This window comes from Leptospiraceae bacterium (assembly GCA_016708435.1).
Classification (GTDB): Bacteria; Spirochaetota; Leptospiria; order Leptospirales; family Leptospiraceae; genus UBA2033.
Genome location: JADJFV010000031.1, coordinates 231,697 through 247,191, shown reverse-complemented (window position 1 = coordinate 247,191; position 15,495 = coordinate 231,697). Strand labels below are relative to the sequence as shown.

At 37.3% G+C, this 15,495-nt stretch carries 18 protein-coding genes and 1 tRNA gene; 15 read left to right on the top strand and 4 right to left on the bottom strand.

The annotated features are described in order from the left end of the window. Positions 1-554: 554 nt before the first annotated feature. From IPH52_20015 to IPH52_19980, 8 genes are all read left to right on the top strand, one after another. On the top strand, positions 555-779 hold the full coding sequence (locus IPH52_20015) for a hypothetical protein (GenBank protein MBK7057286.1): 225 nt from the start codon (positions 555-557) through the stop codon (positions 777-779). A 220-nt stretch (positions 780-999) separates the two neighbouring features. Further along, positions 1,000-1,158, top strand: a complete 159-nt coding sequence (locus tag IPH52_20010; protein MBK7057285.1) for a hypothetical protein — start codon at positions 1,000-1,002, stop codon at positions 1,156-1,158. A gap of 569 nt (positions 1,159-1,727) precedes the next feature. Then, entirely contained in the window at positions 1,728-2,174 is a 447-nt protein-coding gene (locus IPH52_20005; protein ID MBK7057284.1) for a hypothetical protein, read from the top strand. Between the two features lie 6 nt (positions 2,175-2,180). Beyond that, the gene (locus IPH52_20000; GenBank protein ID MBK7057283.1) at positions 2,181-2,411 is read left to right on the top strand and encodes a hypothetical protein; all 231 of its coding nucleotides are present in this window, start codon (positions 2,181-2,183) and stop codon (positions 2,409-2,411) included. 195 nt (positions 2,412-2,606) lie between these two features. Beyond that, the gene (locus tag IPH52_19995) at positions 2,607-2,897 is read left to right on the top strand and encodes a hypothetical protein (GenBank protein MBK7057282.1); all 291 of its coding nucleotides are present in this window, start codon (positions 2,607-2,609) and stop codon (positions 2,895-2,897) included. A 372-nt stretch (positions 2,898-3,269) separates the two neighbouring features. Then, positions 3,270-4,766: a catalase gene (locus IPH52_19990; protein ID MBK7057281.1), complete on the top strand. Its 1,497-nt coding sequence runs from the start codon at positions 3,270-3,272 to the stop codon at positions 4,764-4,766. A 158-nt stretch (positions 4,767-4,924) separates the two neighbouring features. Then, entirely contained in the window at positions 4,925-5,518 is a 594-nt protein-coding gene (locus IPH52_19985; protein ID MBK7057280.1) for a hypothetical protein, read from the top strand. After that, positions 5,508-6,170: a hypothetical protein gene (locus IPH52_19980; GenBank protein ID MBK7057279.1), complete on the top strand. Its 663-nt coding sequence runs from the start codon at positions 5,508-5,510 to the stop codon at positions 6,168-6,170. Before IPH52_19985 ends, IPH52_19980 begins: the two co-directional genes overlap by 11 nt. 48 nt (positions 6,171-6,218) lie before the next feature. On the opposite strand, the gene IPH52_19975 is transcribed toward IPH52_19980, so the two are convergent. Continuing rightward, a complete protein-coding gene (locus IPH52_19975) occupies positions 6,219-6,557 on the bottom strand; it encodes a PIN domain-containing protein (protein ID MBK7057278.1) in 339 nt (112 codons plus the stop codon). Between the two features lie 708 nt (positions 6,558-7,265). Here IPH52_19975 and IPH52_19970 point away from each other — a divergent pair. The 4 genes from IPH52_19970 (at position 7,266) to IPH52_19955 (ending at position 9,766) form a co-directional block, all read left to right on the top strand. Beyond that, complete coding sequence (locus tag IPH52_19970) at positions 7,266-7,916, top strand: M23 family metallopeptidase (GenBank protein MBK7057277.1); 651 nt, start codon at positions 7,266-7,268, stop codon at positions 7,914-7,916. Positions 7,917-7,977: 61 nt separating this feature from the next. Beyond that, entirely contained in the window at positions 7,978-9,042 is a 1,065-nt protein-coding gene (locus IPH52_19965) for a cyclic nucleotide-binding domain-containing protein (GenBank protein ID MBK7057276.1), read from the top strand. Between the two features lie 5 nt (positions 9,043-9,047). Beyond that, on the top strand, positions 9,048-9,680 hold the full coding sequence (locus IPH52_19960) for a Crp/Fnr family transcriptional regulator (GenBank protein ID MBK7057275.1): 633 nt from the start codon (positions 9,048-9,050) through the stop codon (positions 9,678-9,680). 12 nt (positions 9,681-9,692) lie between these two features. Further along, a tRNA-Arg gene (locus tag IPH52_19955) sits at positions 9,693-9,766 on the top strand. A gap of 18 nt (positions 9,767-9,784) precedes the next feature. Here IPH52_19955 and IPH52_19950 read toward each other — a convergent pair. Further along, positions 9,785-11,767 (bottom strand): methyl-accepting chemotaxis protein, encoded by a 1,983-nt coding sequence (locus IPH52_19950; protein ID MBK7057274.1) that lies wholly within the window; start codon positions 11,765-11,767, stop codon positions 9,785-9,787. 488 nt (positions 11,768-12,255) lie between these two features. On the opposite strand from IPH52_19950, the gene IPH52_19945 reads away from it, so the two are divergent. After that, positions 12,256-12,591 carry an STAS domain-containing protein gene (locus tag IPH52_19945; protein ID MBK7057273.1) on the top strand — a complete coding sequence of 112 codons (336 nt, stop codon included), beginning with the start codon at positions 12,256-12,258 and terminating at the stop codon, positions 12,589-12,591. Here IPH52_19945 and IPH52_19940 read toward each other — a convergent pair. Together IPH52_19940 and IPH52_19935 are read right to left on the bottom strand one after the other, a co-directional pair. Continuing rightward, entirely contained in the window at positions 12,578-13,216 is a 639-nt protein-coding gene (locus IPH52_19940; GenBank protein ID MBK7057272.1) for a hypothetical protein, read from the bottom strand. The genes IPH52_19945 and IPH52_19940 overlap by 14 nt on opposite strands. A gap of 1 nt (position 13,217) precedes the next feature. Then, the gene (locus tag IPH52_19935) at positions 13,218-14,576 is read right to left on the bottom strand and encodes an FAD-dependent oxidoreductase (GenBank protein MBK7057271.1); all 1,359 of its coding nucleotides are present in this window, start codon (positions 14,574-14,576) and stop codon (positions 13,218-13,220) included. A 111-nt stretch (positions 14,577-14,687) separates the two neighbouring features. Between IPH52_19935 and IPH52_19930 the strand changes: the two genes are divergently transcribed. Both IPH52_19930 and IPH52_19925 read left to right on the top strand, forming a co-directional pair. Continuing rightward, positions 14,688-14,963: a DUF1778 domain-containing protein gene (locus tag IPH52_19930; GenBank protein ID MBK7057270.1), complete on the top strand. Its 276-nt coding sequence runs from the start codon at positions 14,688-14,690 to the stop codon at positions 14,961-14,963. Positions 14,964-14,969: 6 nt separating this feature from the next. Then, complete coding sequence (locus IPH52_19925; GenBank protein ID MBK7057269.1) at positions 14,970-15,491, top strand: GNAT family N-acetyltransferase; 522 nt, start codon at positions 14,970-14,972, stop codon at positions 15,489-15,491. Positions 15,492-15,495: the final 4 nt, after the last annotated feature.

Sequence of the window (15,495 nt, the reverse complement as noted above, 5' to 3'; positions counted from 1 at the left end):
CCTGTGATACACCTTCTACAGCCCTGATACATGTAGTCCGGCTTCTGTTACAATCGATCTAACAAATAATAATACATCTGAATCTTGATTAGCTAACTCTTTGACTTTTGCAGGCGACAACTTTGGAATATAGGACAGACGGTTACTGTTACTGCCGTGAGATGACTTTATCGACAATCCAAATTTGGATTTTACGCGGTATTAGAGCCAATCATTAGCGACTGATTATTCTGGTCTTGACCCAAGTGATGTTGCAGTCCGGGTAATGAATAATGACGTATCCGGTTTTACGATTAGCCCGCCGGTGGTATCACGGTAAATGAGAATGATCCGGGTGGAGTAGGACTTGAGTCAACGATTACTGTAGTTTTAAACTCCAGAGCCAACAGGAAATGTTGCCCTTGGATCAGGTATAAGTAGCGACACGCTTATGAGGCAATCGTAGGTCCGACCATTGGTGGTGGAAATACTTCTATTACAAATCGAACGTTAGTGTTCACACCTACCGGCGGTCAGGCGATCGTAAATTCGGATGCAAACTCCAGACGGAGTAAATGATACTAACACGGTGGATGAGAATGTTCCACAGACCATTCGAAGTCAGAGCAGTCGTCGATGGAACGTCAGACGGAACACAAATCCGACAAATTCAATTTGGATCTAGAAGTAGCTCTGATGCAAATACGCCAACGCAGGAGTTACTCCGACTCCAAATGTCCCTGTCACCAATGTGGATAGTGGAGTTCTACCCTACTTTTACAATCTATTTCAGCAGTTAGCTTTGCGGAGGATGGATCATCGACAATCACCGCCCAAGTCGTTTTTTAGCTACTCTTCCGGCAGGGGAACGTAACTATATCCAATATCATATCCTCTGATTTAACGGAAGGAATTGTTTTGCCAAACGGAGGGCGGTTCTATCACAAATAGAACGTTGGTCTTTTACACCCTAACGAATGCGGCTGTTGCTGAACAAATACAACGACCGGTGGATGGAATGTGCCTCAGACAATCACAATTAGAAGTGTCACAGATGGATTTGATGATGAAATATTCCTTTTGAAGATTACTTTTCCGACTGCAACCGAGCAGTTGAATATGTTGGCTTACGACCGGTATCCGCAAACGCTGCTTATACTAGCGGGTTGGGTGAGTTGACTCTGACGAATATTGACAATGATACTATTGGGTTCACTATCTCGGCTGCCAATCCTTTTCCTATCACGGAAGGAGCTGCTGCTGGAACGTTTACAGTTGTATTAAATTCTGACCCATGTAGTACGCCTGCTATGTTAGTAAATTGCGCATCACAAGCTGTGACTCTTAATTTGATAAACAATAACACAGCCCAATACACAATTAGCCCTTCATCGCTTACATTTGGTGTCGGGACTTGGAATTCGCCTCAGACGATAACAGTTACCCCCGTAAATGATAGCTATGACGAGAATACGCTGGATTTTACATTAGTTCTAGATGCTATCGTTGTCAGAGCGACTATGGTGGTCAGAATCCGGCTGATGTTACTGTGCGGGTAATAGATAATGATACAAGAGCAATTAACCTCACTCTGACGACTAACTATTCGACTGTAACCTCAAGTGTGGGAGGCTTTACTGAATACAATATGAATTTAGGTTCAATGCCATTTCCAGGAAATACAGTTACCGTGACTGTAAGTGTACCGACTGCTTCCCCTCAGGAAGGAAAGATTCTTGCCGGACAATGTGACCCAATTAGACGCAAGAAGTTTTACCTTTACCAGTGCGAATTGGTCAACGACAGATGTTTTCGCGTTAGAGGAATTAGGTGCAGGGACTGGAAGCGCCAATTTTACATTAACTGCCTCTGCCGCAGAGACTGGAACCCTTCCACCAACCGGTTACACCGCATTAACCTACAATAATTATACAGGAACTAGCGCGACCCAATCCATTACAAATTACCATATTGGCGCCGGAAAAAAACTTGTTCTCGCTGGAAATACAACGACTATTTCGGAAGCAGGAACAACTCAGGCTTTGTTCTTTGTATTACTTAAACAAGCTCCAACTGCAAATGTTACTATAAATTTTGGAATAAGTGCTACTTATCCATGCACATTACCAGCGTCGGTTGGAAATACGACTCAATTTACCATAAGCCCCGCTTTAACAATAACACCGGGAAATTGAATCAGATTGCAAACGGCAACTCAAATTACAATTTCTAAAGTCGATGATTTTGTTGATGATGGAGATGTATCCTGTCCTGCAAGAATCACTTCTACTACCAGTGGGGATGCTTTCTTTAACGGACTTGTTATCCGACAGATTTTACACAACCTTCTGTTATCGTTACGGACAATGATGCCCGCGGATATTGAGGGCGAGTCAGAATCCTTTGCTGTCTGGAAGGTTGATTACGTCTAGGACGGGAGCTGCGGCTACTCTTCAATATAGTCTTACTAGCCGACCAATGACAAATGTTGTTCTATCTTTTGCAGCAACCTGCGGATATGCCACATTTGCCCCGGCTACGCTAACGTTTACTCCGGCAAATTATCTTACCCCGCAAACTCTTACCGTCACGGGTATGGATCAAGTCCTGCGGCTGATACGAATTATGTGGTCACGGCTACCGCAACTTCGACGGAAACAACAACCGGTTTTGCCAATGGAGGAATTTACAATACTCTAACGGACACGCAAAATGCGACGAATCGCTTCTTGCTTTATGATCTAGTGCCTTGCACGGGACCGACCCTAGGAACATGCTCTGCTGTTAATGCTACGGGCGAACAGTCGCAGGAACTTATAACAACAGAATCCGGAGGTATGCGGTATTTTGCTGTTAACCTCAGAGCAAGACCGACGACAACGGTATCGATTACTGTATCAAGCTCCGAATACTGCTAGAGGCACAGTATCTCCAATAGCCTAAGTTTTACGAATGCGAATTGGAATACACAGCAGATTGTAACTATAACAGGAATAAACGATTTTGTCATAGATGGATCTGTTTCTTATAACATCAATTTTGGCGCGATGACCGGTAACGCATCATTTACCGCAACGATACCATCTCTCACTGCTTCGAATTCGGACAATGATTGAGCACTTAAGCAATGAGTGGTGATCCAAACTATGCTGTTGATCCTCCTGACTATACGATTTCGATTACGAATTTGGGTGGACTCTGATTTAATCCCATAAATTCCTGCTTGCTAAGAGAACTCTTTTCTTAAAAATAGTAGTCGTAACCTTTAAACAAAAAAGGCGGAGAATACTATGAGCCAACAAACTACATCCTCGGGAATGCCCATTCATTTGAATGAAAGAGATTCCATCTTAGACAAGCATTTACTTACAGAGAAACTAGCTTATTTTAATCGGGAAAAAATCCCGGAAAGAATTACACATGCGAAAGGGGCTGGGGCTTACGGTGTGTTTACCGTCACGAAAGATATGAAGCAATTTACAAAGGCAAGAGTCTTTTCTGAAGCGGGAAAGCATACTCCTGTATTCGTTCGGTTTTCTAATTATAGAGGAGAAAAAGGATCCGCGGATACTATGCGTGATCCAAGAGGGTTTGCGATTAAATTTTATACAGAAGAGGGTAATTGGGATTTTGCGGGAAACAATATTCCAGTATTTTATATTCGAGATGCGTGGAAATTACCTGATTTAATTCATTCTCAAAAGAGAGACCCGCAAACAAATCTCAATATTGCAACTACGATGTGGGATTTCTGGTCATTATCCCCTGAGACTTTACACGGAGTTACGATGAATTTTTCAGAGCGAGGAATTCCTAAGAGCTTTCGATATATGGATGGTTTTTCCTGTCATTCATTTAGTTTTGTCAATGCAGACAATGTTCGTGTATGGGTAAAATTTCATTTTAAATCAGAGCAGGGGATTGAGTGTCTTACAAATGAAGAAGCAACAAAGCTTGCAGGGGAAAATCCAGACTGTTATGTAGAAGATTTATTTCACTCGATAGAGTCAGGAATTTTTCCTAAATGGAAACTATTTGTTCAAATTCTAACAGACAAAGACTTGGAGAAATTTACCTTTGATCCATTTGATGTCACTAAAGTATGGTCTCATGCAGTGGCTCCCGAAATAGAAGTAGGGATACTAGAACTTAACCGCAATCCTGAAAACTATTTTGTAGAAGTAGAGCAAGCAGCTTTTTCTCCAGCAAACGTTGTTCCGGGAATTGGTTTTTCTCCTGATAAATTATTGCAGGCAAGACTATTTGCCTACCCCGATGCACAGCGTCATAGACTCGGCGTGAATTATCAGTCTTTGCCGATCAATCGCCCTCGCTCTTATGTAGAAAATGGATATCGCGATGGAATGATGCGACTTGATTCCAATGGCGGCTCTGCTGTGAATTACATTCCTAATAGCCTGGAAGAAAAGCCTGTATACAATAAACAGCAAGAGGCTAATTTAGTTACTCCACCGACTATTAAAAATTATCCTCTAGATGAATACACTCAAGCAGGAAATTTATACAGACTCATGACAGATGAGAAGAAAGAAATTCTAGTTGAAAATATTGTCGAAAGTATGACACATATTCCTACTCGAATCCAGGTAAGACAATGCGTTCATTTTTATAAAGCCGACCCCGAGTATGCGTATTCAGTTTGTGATTCTCTTGGTCTTGATTTTAATGAAGTGAAAATGCTTTCTACTTTTACCTATGAGGAGCTAATCGCCGAAACTGCTAAAGGACTTTATGAGAAGATTGAGAGGGTGAAGACGGTGAAATAATTAGGAATTTTGAATGAAAGGCAAAGGAAGATTCTTTGCCATGCTTTGACTTCGCATACATGGCATTTGTCGCTCAGCACAGGATCCGACACAAAGAGACGGGGATGAGAGATTTCTCGGAGCAGGTGCCTGTTAATGTTTTTTAATGGAAGGAATCTATGACATTTATTGAATTTTTATTATTGTATTTATCAATATCCATTGGTGGTGGTTATTATGTGGGAACTAATGATAATTTGGCGCAACCATATAAGAATTCTCAGAATACCTACTTAAAAATTATTATAAAGCGAAATCTGAATAATGAGAGTTTAGAGTCTCGTTTTCATAAAGCAAAGTTCGGATTAAGAAATCGTCCTTCCATTTTTCCAATATTTCCTTTGCCTCCAATTAGTTTTATTAATCCAGTTATTTATCCGATTGGTTTTAATAAGAATGAAGAGGATAAAACTATTCTTGGAGAAATCCCTATTCATATAAAGCAAAGCCCTTCCGAATATTTTCTGGAAGATTGTGAATATGTAACCAAGTTACCCGCCTCTACTTTATTTTATTTAAGTTTAGGAAATTATTTATCGTTCCCATCGGTTTATTTAAAGCCAAATCAAACTTTGCTAGTTCGGATGGAAACTATCAATGGAGATTTAGATACTGAATCAAATGGCAAAGAATGGTCAGAAATTATCACAACGCCTTCTGATTTAAAGGAAATACAAAAATGTAATTTTATAAATACGCAAAATGAAAAGTAGCCGCTTATACTGTCCTGTTATTATTTTAATTTTAGTCCTACAAATCTTTGCCTGTAGTGCCTACATCATTTCACCGGGTATAAGGTCAGACAATGCATTGACTAATATTGAAAAGCCGCCAGTTATACGAAATGATAAGATTAAAAATGACAACCTTTCTGTTTCTGTGTTTATTCCAAAAGAAGAAGATTTAGAAGAAACATTTTTCGATCAAAATAATTTTTCTCCTGAAAACGAAAACCTTAGAAATATCCTCACACCATTATGGGAAAGAGCAAAAGAAACAAAAAATGTTGTTCTAGTTCAAACGGAAGATAGAAAGAATAAAGAAAATATAAGGCAAATCAAAAGTATCCAGATAAATCTAAAAGACTGCGAGCCTATCAAATCAATAACCTATCAATACAATTTCATAAAATTTATTCGCTCTAGGAATAGAGTAAGAAGTGTAACTATCTATCCCAAACTTCCTGAATCTGCTTATTTAGAAGAGATGCAACCAATTGCAACCAATTTTTCTATGAATGAAATTCCAACACTGCGATCTATTTTTATTTTCGAGAAAAAATGTATCATTGGTTTACAATCTCTAGTTGAAGTAAAAATAGAAACGGATGAAACATTAATCTTTAAATTTCAGAATGCAAAATAAAAACTCTCTCATCTCCTCTCTGTGTCTTAGTGCCTCTGTGGCAAATCTTCACAACAAATACTTAAATTTCTTTTTCTTGGAACGATAGACGATATAGTCAGAGTCGAGAGTTACAATACTATTAATCCCTTCTTCTTCGGAGACTAGAAGAAGACTTGCATCAGCCAAATCCATTGGAACATTTTGGTATTTTAGAATTAGGTTTCGGATTTTTTCGAGAGAGTGTTTGTCCTGGGGGCTAATACGAAGCGGGTCTCGTTGTAACCATTTTAGAAAATCAGATTGCACATTTGGATTGAAATTCAAAAAATGCATAGTCTCTGTGATTACAGGCCAAGTAGTATAAAACTTTCCAGAAAAGTTTTTAAAGAAAGTTTGGACTCGCAAACTATGCGTATCCGAATTATCAAAGAGAGCGATTAAAGGTCCTGCATTATGCTCGGCTTACTCCGTTTAGTGATTCATTGAAACTGAGTTGCAAAGTTGCTAGTTATTTCATGTAAAAATATCGTAAATCTTGGTGTTTTTGCGAACCCTTACTCTACTACCAATGCAGGCGCAGTGTATGTATTTAGGAAGATGTAGCGAAGAAAGGATAAAAAACGGAATCCTTACTTATTTCTGAAACAATAAACTTATAGTCTCAGGAATTGCCGGCTCTCCTTTGGGCACAGATGGAATTGGAACTCCTGTTAGATTTAAACTGCTTTCACTCTCAAAAAGCCCAAGACTAAACATTTAAAATTTCATTGAAAATAAAAAAATCTTCATTGAAAAAAATAAAATCTTCAATGAAGTTTTGGAAATATTCAATGAAAATTTAGAAATCTTCAATGAAGTTTTTTAAAATCTCATTGATCTTTTAAATTTTGAAACAGACAAAAGAATTTTCAAAGAATCCCTGAAAGGGCTTATTCTCTGAGCTGATGTTCCGTGCTGGTCAATGCAGTTAAGGTAACAAACAGATAAGAAAAATTAACCACAAATCGAAGGGCACGAAGAGCGCGAATAAAAACTCCCTTTTCTTTTTTCTTAGTTGACAAATCAAAAGAAATGGTATAAATGAAACGATTTTTATTTTGAGGAAGGTTATTCTTGAACGGAAGATTTTATATATTTTTACTCTTTGCTGGAATTGCATTTACTACAAGTCAATCCGAGATAGTAAACTATCGCAAATCTAAACCGAAAGAGGAGTTACAGTCTCAAACTTCGATGGTGGAAGCAAAAGAGTCTGTAAAAAGTAGTCCTCCGTTGAGTGAAGTGCGTGAATCTAGGAATGAACTCATCCCAATTCCAAATACTCCTCCGATTCCAGAAAAGGAAAAGATAGTCATTCCCATGACGCCGCCGACAGGTCCACCTAAGCCTCAAGTGAAACAAACAACTCAGTTTTCTCGCCCATTTAACCAAAAGCTTATCACAATCGTAAACTTTTCTGCGAATCCAGAAAATCCTCATAAGGGAGTTGTATATAGTCCGATTGAGATGGGCTCGGTTCTTTCTTCAATGGAGGGTCGAGTGGCCGCTATTGACTATATGGATGGGTATCATAATTATATCATTTTGGAGCATCCAAATGGTTTTTTTACTGTCTATGGAAATTTGGATGAAGTATTTGTCGCCGAAGGGCAGACTGTAAAAAAAGGCTCTCTTTTAGGTAGTCTTGTGAAGGAAAAAGGATTGTATTTTCAAGTCAATCAGGGAAAAAAGACTCTAGACCCAATCAGTTTAATTAAAAGTTAGATAAAAAGATTGGTTTTTTGACGAAAGATATTATAATAGTGAAAATAGAAGGGATAAACTCTTGGCAGGACCAATAATACGAAACTACAAAGCTGGCTCGATTGTCTATTTTGAAAAGGATAGAGCAGAAGACATTTACGTCTTACAAAACGGACGCGTTATTCTCACATACATGTCAGTAGACAGTAAAATGGAAATCAAAGAAGACGTTAAGCTCGGAGAATTCTTTGGAGTAAAATCTGCGCTCGGGCGTTATCCGAGAGAAGAGACTGCACAGGTCATCGGTAGTGCGAGCATTCTAGTTTTTAAGCTCGCCGATTTCGAAATATTTGTTGCAAACAAAACACATCTTATCCTAAAGATGATGAAAGTTTTTTCCAGCCAGCTAAAACAAATTCACGGAAAAGTTAGAGAAAATTTAGGTCAATTTGGCGATCAAAAATCACCGGCATTTGAGCTTATGAACGTTGCAAAAGTATTTCATAAAACTGGAAACTACGAGCATGCTGTGTATGCGTATAATAAGTATTTGTCTCATTATCCCGGTGGTTCGTATGCGACTCGCGCTCAGGAATTATCCCGAATAGCCGCTAAAAGTTCTATGTTTCCAGGGAATATGCCTGAATTGGTTTATGAAGTAGAAAGAAGAACTGCTCCACCTACTCAAAAGCCTGCTACTGTCAGCCCTGCCAATCCAGCAGCTACTTCCACTCGCATCCAAGCACTTAGTTCTGATCTTTCCATTTCTGATTCTATCACAGAAGCAGATGATTTATATGATTCAGAAGAATACCAAGCAGCGTTAGATGCGTATAAGCCGCTTCTAACTTTGCCTCCTACCTCACCCGGAGATGATAAGCTAATCGAAAAGGCATATTTTTGCTTTGGAATGTGTCAACTTAAATTAGAACTCTGGGATCTCGCCTACTCATCATTATCCACTTATGTTAAGAAATATCCAAAAGGCGAGCGCGTGAAAGAGGCGATTTACAGCTTAGGCTTTATATCTGAGAATAAGGGTGAAAAAGATAAGGCAATCATGCTCTATACAAAAGTTACAACTCTTCCACCTTCTGATGAGTTTACATCGAAAGCAAATTCTGAAATAGCGAGATTGAGAGGGTAATGATCATGCTAGAAGCAATGTTTGGAAAGTTTGGGAAGGTATTCAAGCCCAATGAAATTATTTTTTGTGAATATGAGCCTGGCAATGATTTTTACTTGATTCAAGAAGGTCAAGTCAAGATTACAAAAACAGTAGGCTCTTCCATCAAGACATTAGACGTATTAGAATCTGGAGATATTTTTGGAGAAATGGCAATCTTAGAAGAGCAACCTCGCTCGGCAACTGCTGTTTGTATTACTGAAGTTCGTGCGTTAAATTTTAATCGTGCTAACTTTGAACTCTTAATGACCAAGAATCCACAACTTGCGCTACGAGTATTGACCATTTTTTCTACTCGTATTTATGATGCAAAGAGACGACTCATGATTCTACTCATGGATGATATCATTGGGAAAGTATCTGATGTATTCATGATGCTCTACGAAAAGCAAGGTATTAACGATCACCAGAAAGAAATTACACTCAAAGTAACCGTTGATGATGTTGGACATTGGTGTGGTCAACCTGTTGGCGAAGTGCAAAAAGTTCTCGCTCAACTCAAAAAGTCAGGTAAGATTGATATCTACGCAGACAGAGTTGTTGTTCATAATATCCAAGAATTCCAACGTATCGTTGCCCAAAAGCGCAAAGAAAAATAACAGCCTCATTTTGCTCCCGTAGCTCAGGTGGATAGAGCATTTGTTTCCTAAACAGAGGGCCGCTGGTTCGAATCCAGTCGGGGGCAACTTTTAATTTACCTACACTATATTTCGAATTTGCTAATTGCCATTTTTAGTTCATCGGACAGAGTCGAAACATTGCTTGAGGCTTCTTTTAGCTTGTTTATATTTTCAGAAATAAGTTGTGTTTCTGTCGATATCTGATTCATGCTTAAAGAAATCTGGTTAATAGCGATTTTCTCTTCCTTTGTGCTATTGTCTATTTGCTCGGAAAGCTTTTCTAGTTCAATGTGGCTATTTGAAATAAAATTGATATTTGCAGATTGGGAAGAAATTTCTTCATCTACAAGTTTTGCTTTTCTATTGGTGTCATTTATTTTTTCAATGACTACTCTAAGGACGTCTACGACTTTATCCACATTTTGAATACCTTCTTTTATCGAAGAATTCGTTGAACCGATTAATGCACGGATATGTTTTACACTTTCCTCTGTTTTAAGGGAGAGTTTGGAAATTTCATCGGCTACTACTGAAAAACCTCTACCGTGCTCCCCGGCTCTTGCCGCCTCAATACTAGCGTTTAATGCCAATAAACCGATCTGCTTAGAAATTTCAGTGATAAGTATAATAATTTTACCAATTTCATCTGCTGCGGATTTTATTTCATTCATAGAGCCTACAGTCCTAGAAATAATTACTTCTCCTTTTTTCACTTCTTGTGCGGAGCTTTCGATTACCGTTCCTAGACTATGAATCGAATCGGAAGCTTTCTGTGTTGACATAGCTACATTATTCGTTATATTTCCTATCTCTGAAATATCGTTTGCTTCTTTCTCTATGGAGCTTGAAATAATTCCGAAGCTAGAAGAAATTTCTTCTAATGCAGCAGCAGATTCTTCTGTGCTTGCGGCTTGGCTTTCTGTTGAGGTAGAAAGCTCTTTTGTCATCGTTGAGATTTCTTCGAATACTATATTTAATTCATTGCTGAGATTTGCAATAATCTGTAAAAGGTTGGTTAAGTATTCAATAAAAGAATTCGCCGAATGGGAGAGTGTGGCAATTTCATCTTTGCCGTCATACTCAATTCTGTGTCTTAAATCTCCTTGTGCGAGTAATTCAAATTTAGCAACTGCTTGGCTAAGTGGTATTGTGATACTAAAAACAAGTAAGTATTGAATAAATATGGTTATTGCCGTTATCACGAACACAAAAGAAATGGAAATGAATTGTTCTGTTTTAAGTGAAGAAACTCTATTCTTTAAAAGGGTTTCCTGTGATTCTGCGGTTAATACATATAAATCTTGTAAAGATTTGTTATAGTCAATTATCAAAGAAGGAAAAAGTTTTATCTTCTCCATATTTACATCTTTGTTGGCTGGATTTGATATTATCCTGAGTTCTTCCTGGTAATGGTTAATATTGATTAGGCTTTCGGCTTTCTTTTTTTCTAGTTCTGTTTTTAGTTTTACATTATACTTATACGCAATCTCAAAGGAGTTTAATGTTTGAACTATTCCGGTGTTTAATTGAGAAAATAAGGTGAATAATTTGATTTGGTTTTCTTGTGAGAGATTGTTTTCCTTTATCGCAAGAAAGAGAAGTTGTTCAATCTGCGTAGATATTTCCATTACCAATGGGAACTTGATTAGGGTAATATCCATTAGATAATAACTATCTAAATCTGGATCTAAAATTAGATTCGATGTATCCCCAACGTGAGCAGTTAGCTTTGTAAGAGTTTCCAATACTTTTAACACAGAACTTTGCGACTCCATATTTTTATTCATGGATATATTATTTGTAAATTCCTCTTGTTTTAAAGTAAGTGTTGAATAATTTTCTTCTGTATCAAGTGGTGATTCTAGTTCCTTGTTTACTTCATTTAGAGCTTTTCTTGTTTTATCAATAGAGGATAGAGCTGTTTTTAGCTCTAGTTGATTTTCTGAAGAGTTCAGAAGAGTAAAAGTATTTCGGTAGTCGCTTATAAGCTTTAGCAGCAAACGGTTGTATGCTACACCAGCAATTTCTTTTTCTCCAAAACGAATGGCTCGATTTTGCGTTGTCATTGTTAGAAACAATAAGCAAAAAAGCGGGATGGCAAGTAATAGTAAGGTAGAGAATAACCTTGGTTTAATTCTTGTTTTTTTAATTTGGTTTAAGAGAAATACAATCATGAGTTTAGGTAATATGTTCTTCAGTCAATAAATTTCAACAAAAAAAGTTAAAAAAACGTTATGTGAAAAGCCTCTCATGAATGCTGTAATATCTCACTATGTTTTCAGAAAAATCCATACCTGAAAATAACTGAAGTGATTGTGGAAAGATGTAAGTAATGAAGCAAAAATATTTGTAATGGAAAGAAAGGTTAGGAATTGACTTTTGCAAAAGTGTTTTCGTAGATTAAATCAAACCAGAAGGGTCTTGTAAAATAGATGCGATAAATAGAGTTATAATAGCAAAACCTATGCAATCTCTGTGGTTAAATCTAATGTCTAGAATTTCTGTTATTTGATTTTAAGATTGTATAAATGGAATAAAAATATAATTTGGCACTATGGATTTGCAAATCAAAGTCGAGGACAAATACTTAGTCATTTACCTTACAGGGCCTGTAGATGCTAGGTCAGCTCGCGAAGTAGAAGAAAGCTTAGAAAGAATTATTTCTTACCATCAAGACAAGGACATTGTAATTAGTCTTGCAGAGGTAAGATATATGTCTTCCTCTGGGCTGAGAATATTTATTTCCCTTAAAAATAATTTAATTGATTCTACGCAAAAGCTAAGGCTCTGTTCGCTTTCTGAGCCTGTAAGTAGAGTCTTCGAAGTTACTCGCGTTTCTGAATTGTTTGATATTTTTTCCTCTGAATCGGAAGCGGTTAAGGATTATTAAGCTCAAATTCTATTAGATTTCCAATCGGAGTAGTCACTTTGAGCTGGCTTCTTTTGTCGCTTACCACTGGAAATAATAGCAGAAAATTATAAGAGTGCACGATTCGTTGTGAGATTTGCTCCGTTTGTCTAGAATTTATTGGATAGGCAAAGCCACCCTGACCCCCGTAAAATCCGCCCGCAAAAAAAGGTCCCGGATAATAATAACGACCTCGAACACTCGTTTCCAATATTTCTGTATAATAAGAATACGATTTAATCGGCTTTCCTTCGTTTAATTGAAACCCAAATTTAAGAAAATCACTGGGGACTCTCGATTCAGGAAAAATTTGAAACAATACATACGCCCCATCTTTTGAGGAAAGATCAGTTACTTCTTTCCACTTCTCCTTTTGGTTTTCTGTGATTTGAACGGCTAGACTATTCTTTAATTCTAGCTTAATCTTACTTAGCCGCTCTTCGTCCACATTCCAGGCGGAAACAGAAAAGTCTTTTCCATAATAAAATATTTCCTGTAGCCTTGAGGTAATACCTATTAGCCTATACTCATTCGTTGCACAATCTGCGAAATGAAAAATGGAAAGTAGGCAAATAAATATTAGTCGTAAGATTGATTCTTTTCTCATTTTAAATTTCCGAGAGTTGGGTTATTTTATCTGCTTCTCTTTCTCCACTTAGAAAGGCTCCGTGAACTGTGGAAGGATATTTATCATTTGTCGCTTCTCCGGCAAAAAATAGTATGTCGTTTACTGATTCTGACAGTGTAACAAAGTCCTTAGGCTCTGAATTTGTGGATAAGAAAGAGCCTGTTCCAAAGCTAAATGGATCTGAATTCCATCGAGATTGATTTACTTCTAGTGGTGATGGAGTTTTATTTCCAAACATCTTTTTTAAAATATCACTGAGGTCTTTTACAATGTCTTTTTTGTTTAATTTTTCTAAAGAAATAGCATTCTCTCCTGATACTATTCCTGAAAGTAGAGGAGTGTTCTTAACTGGATTTAAATCTATAAACTCTATTTTCTCAAAAGAGGAATTTCCTACAAGTCCGAACCTGGGAACTTCTGTTGACCAGAATTTCTTAGGGAATTTTAAAAAGACTTTATTGATAACTCCGTAGCCTAAGTTTTGGATCGCTGCTTTTTTATTTTCCGGTAGGTCTGGAATGAATTGGATTTTTTTCTTTTTTAATACTCCGAGCGGCACTGTAACCAGTGCATAATCAGAAGTAAACTCTCCTCGGTCAGTAGAAATTTTTACTTTCTTACTATATTCTATCGTTGTAACCTGGTGAGAAGTTTTAATATTTAATCCATTTGCTAGAAGATTTACCAATTCAGAGAGTCCAGAGGATAATGCAAAATCACCACCACTGAAAGATTCTACTTCATCAAAGTATTTTAGAGAAAGATTTTTTAGATTCGCCCCATGTTTGTTTTCTATATCTGATGCAATCATCCATTGGAGAGCAGATTTTTCGAAATCCGATAACCCCGATAAAAAACTTTTTACGACAGGCTCGATAACGTCTTTTGGAGAGGCTGATTCCTTCATTGAATCCAGCTTTGCAAGTAAGTCTTTATAGTATCCTTCTATTTTAAGGCTCTCTTCTTCTGAAAGTTTATTCCCTTTTGCATCATATAGATCAGATTCTTCTAATTGGAAGCTAACAGTGTGTAGCTTAAACTGCTCGGCTAGTTTAAGGATTGGATTTTCTTTTTGCCCCTGTAGGATAGCAGCACCCATTTCAACCTGTATTCCCATTGAATTATCTGTCCAAATTCTTCCCCCGATCCTATTTCTAGCCTCTAATACGGTTACTTGAAATCCCTTCGCAGTTAATTTTCGAGCAGCGGCTAATCCTGCTATTCCCGCACCTACAATCAAAACTTCTTTCCTGTTTGTTTCTGTTTGCGGTAAAATAGAGTATCCGCTCACTGCACTGAGACTAGCCACTAGTAGTTTTAGAAATTCATTTCTTGTCATTGGAAATACTCTGTCTATAAAAAGTATCGTCCCAAGATGACAAAAAAGAAGAAATTTATTTCTAATAAAAATGTGTGGACAAATACCGGACAGGTTTGATTTAATTGAAATATGGCTAGAACTGCAAATCTAAATCCTAAAGAAGAGCGAATTGAATTGCGGGTAAGTAATGAACAAAAATCCATTATTGAAAAGGCTGCTAATATCAATGGATTAAGTCTTAGCTCTTATATGCTAAGTCAGGCATTACAATCTGCTCGGATTGATATTGAAAATTCAGAATTAATCAAACTAACCAACAAAGACCGTGATTTATTTGTCAATTCAATTGAGAAAAAATACAATCCCAATAGAGCATTAAAGCAGGCTATGAAACGAGGATATTAAATCCATTTGAAAAACCCTTTAGATTTTAAGATAATTTCTTTTGATGAGAAGATTGAAAGAGCTTCCTTTGATTGTAGGGAAGAAGCATTAAATGACTACTTAAAAAAATACGCAAAGAATAATCATAAAAAAGGAATTGGAAAAACATTTCTACTAATTGATTCCTCTAAAAGCCTGGCTGGATATTATACAGTGAGCATGGCAGAAATTCTCTATGAAAATTTGCCAGAGCAATCAAGAAAAAAACTACCTCGTTATCCGTTACCCGCAATGAGAATTGGAAGGCTCGCTGTCGATCTAAAATACCAGGGTTTAGGTCTTGGCGGCAGATTGTTAGTAGACGCACTTAGACGTGCAATTAATCTATTTGACGATATTGGAATATACTCTGTATTAGTCGATGCCAAGAATGAATCTGCAGTTCACTTCTACGAGCATTATGGTTTTATTCGCTTTTCTGATCGCTCGAATACTTTGTTTTTGCCGATTGAAACAATACTAAAAAGGCATTTACATAACTTACCATAACGTC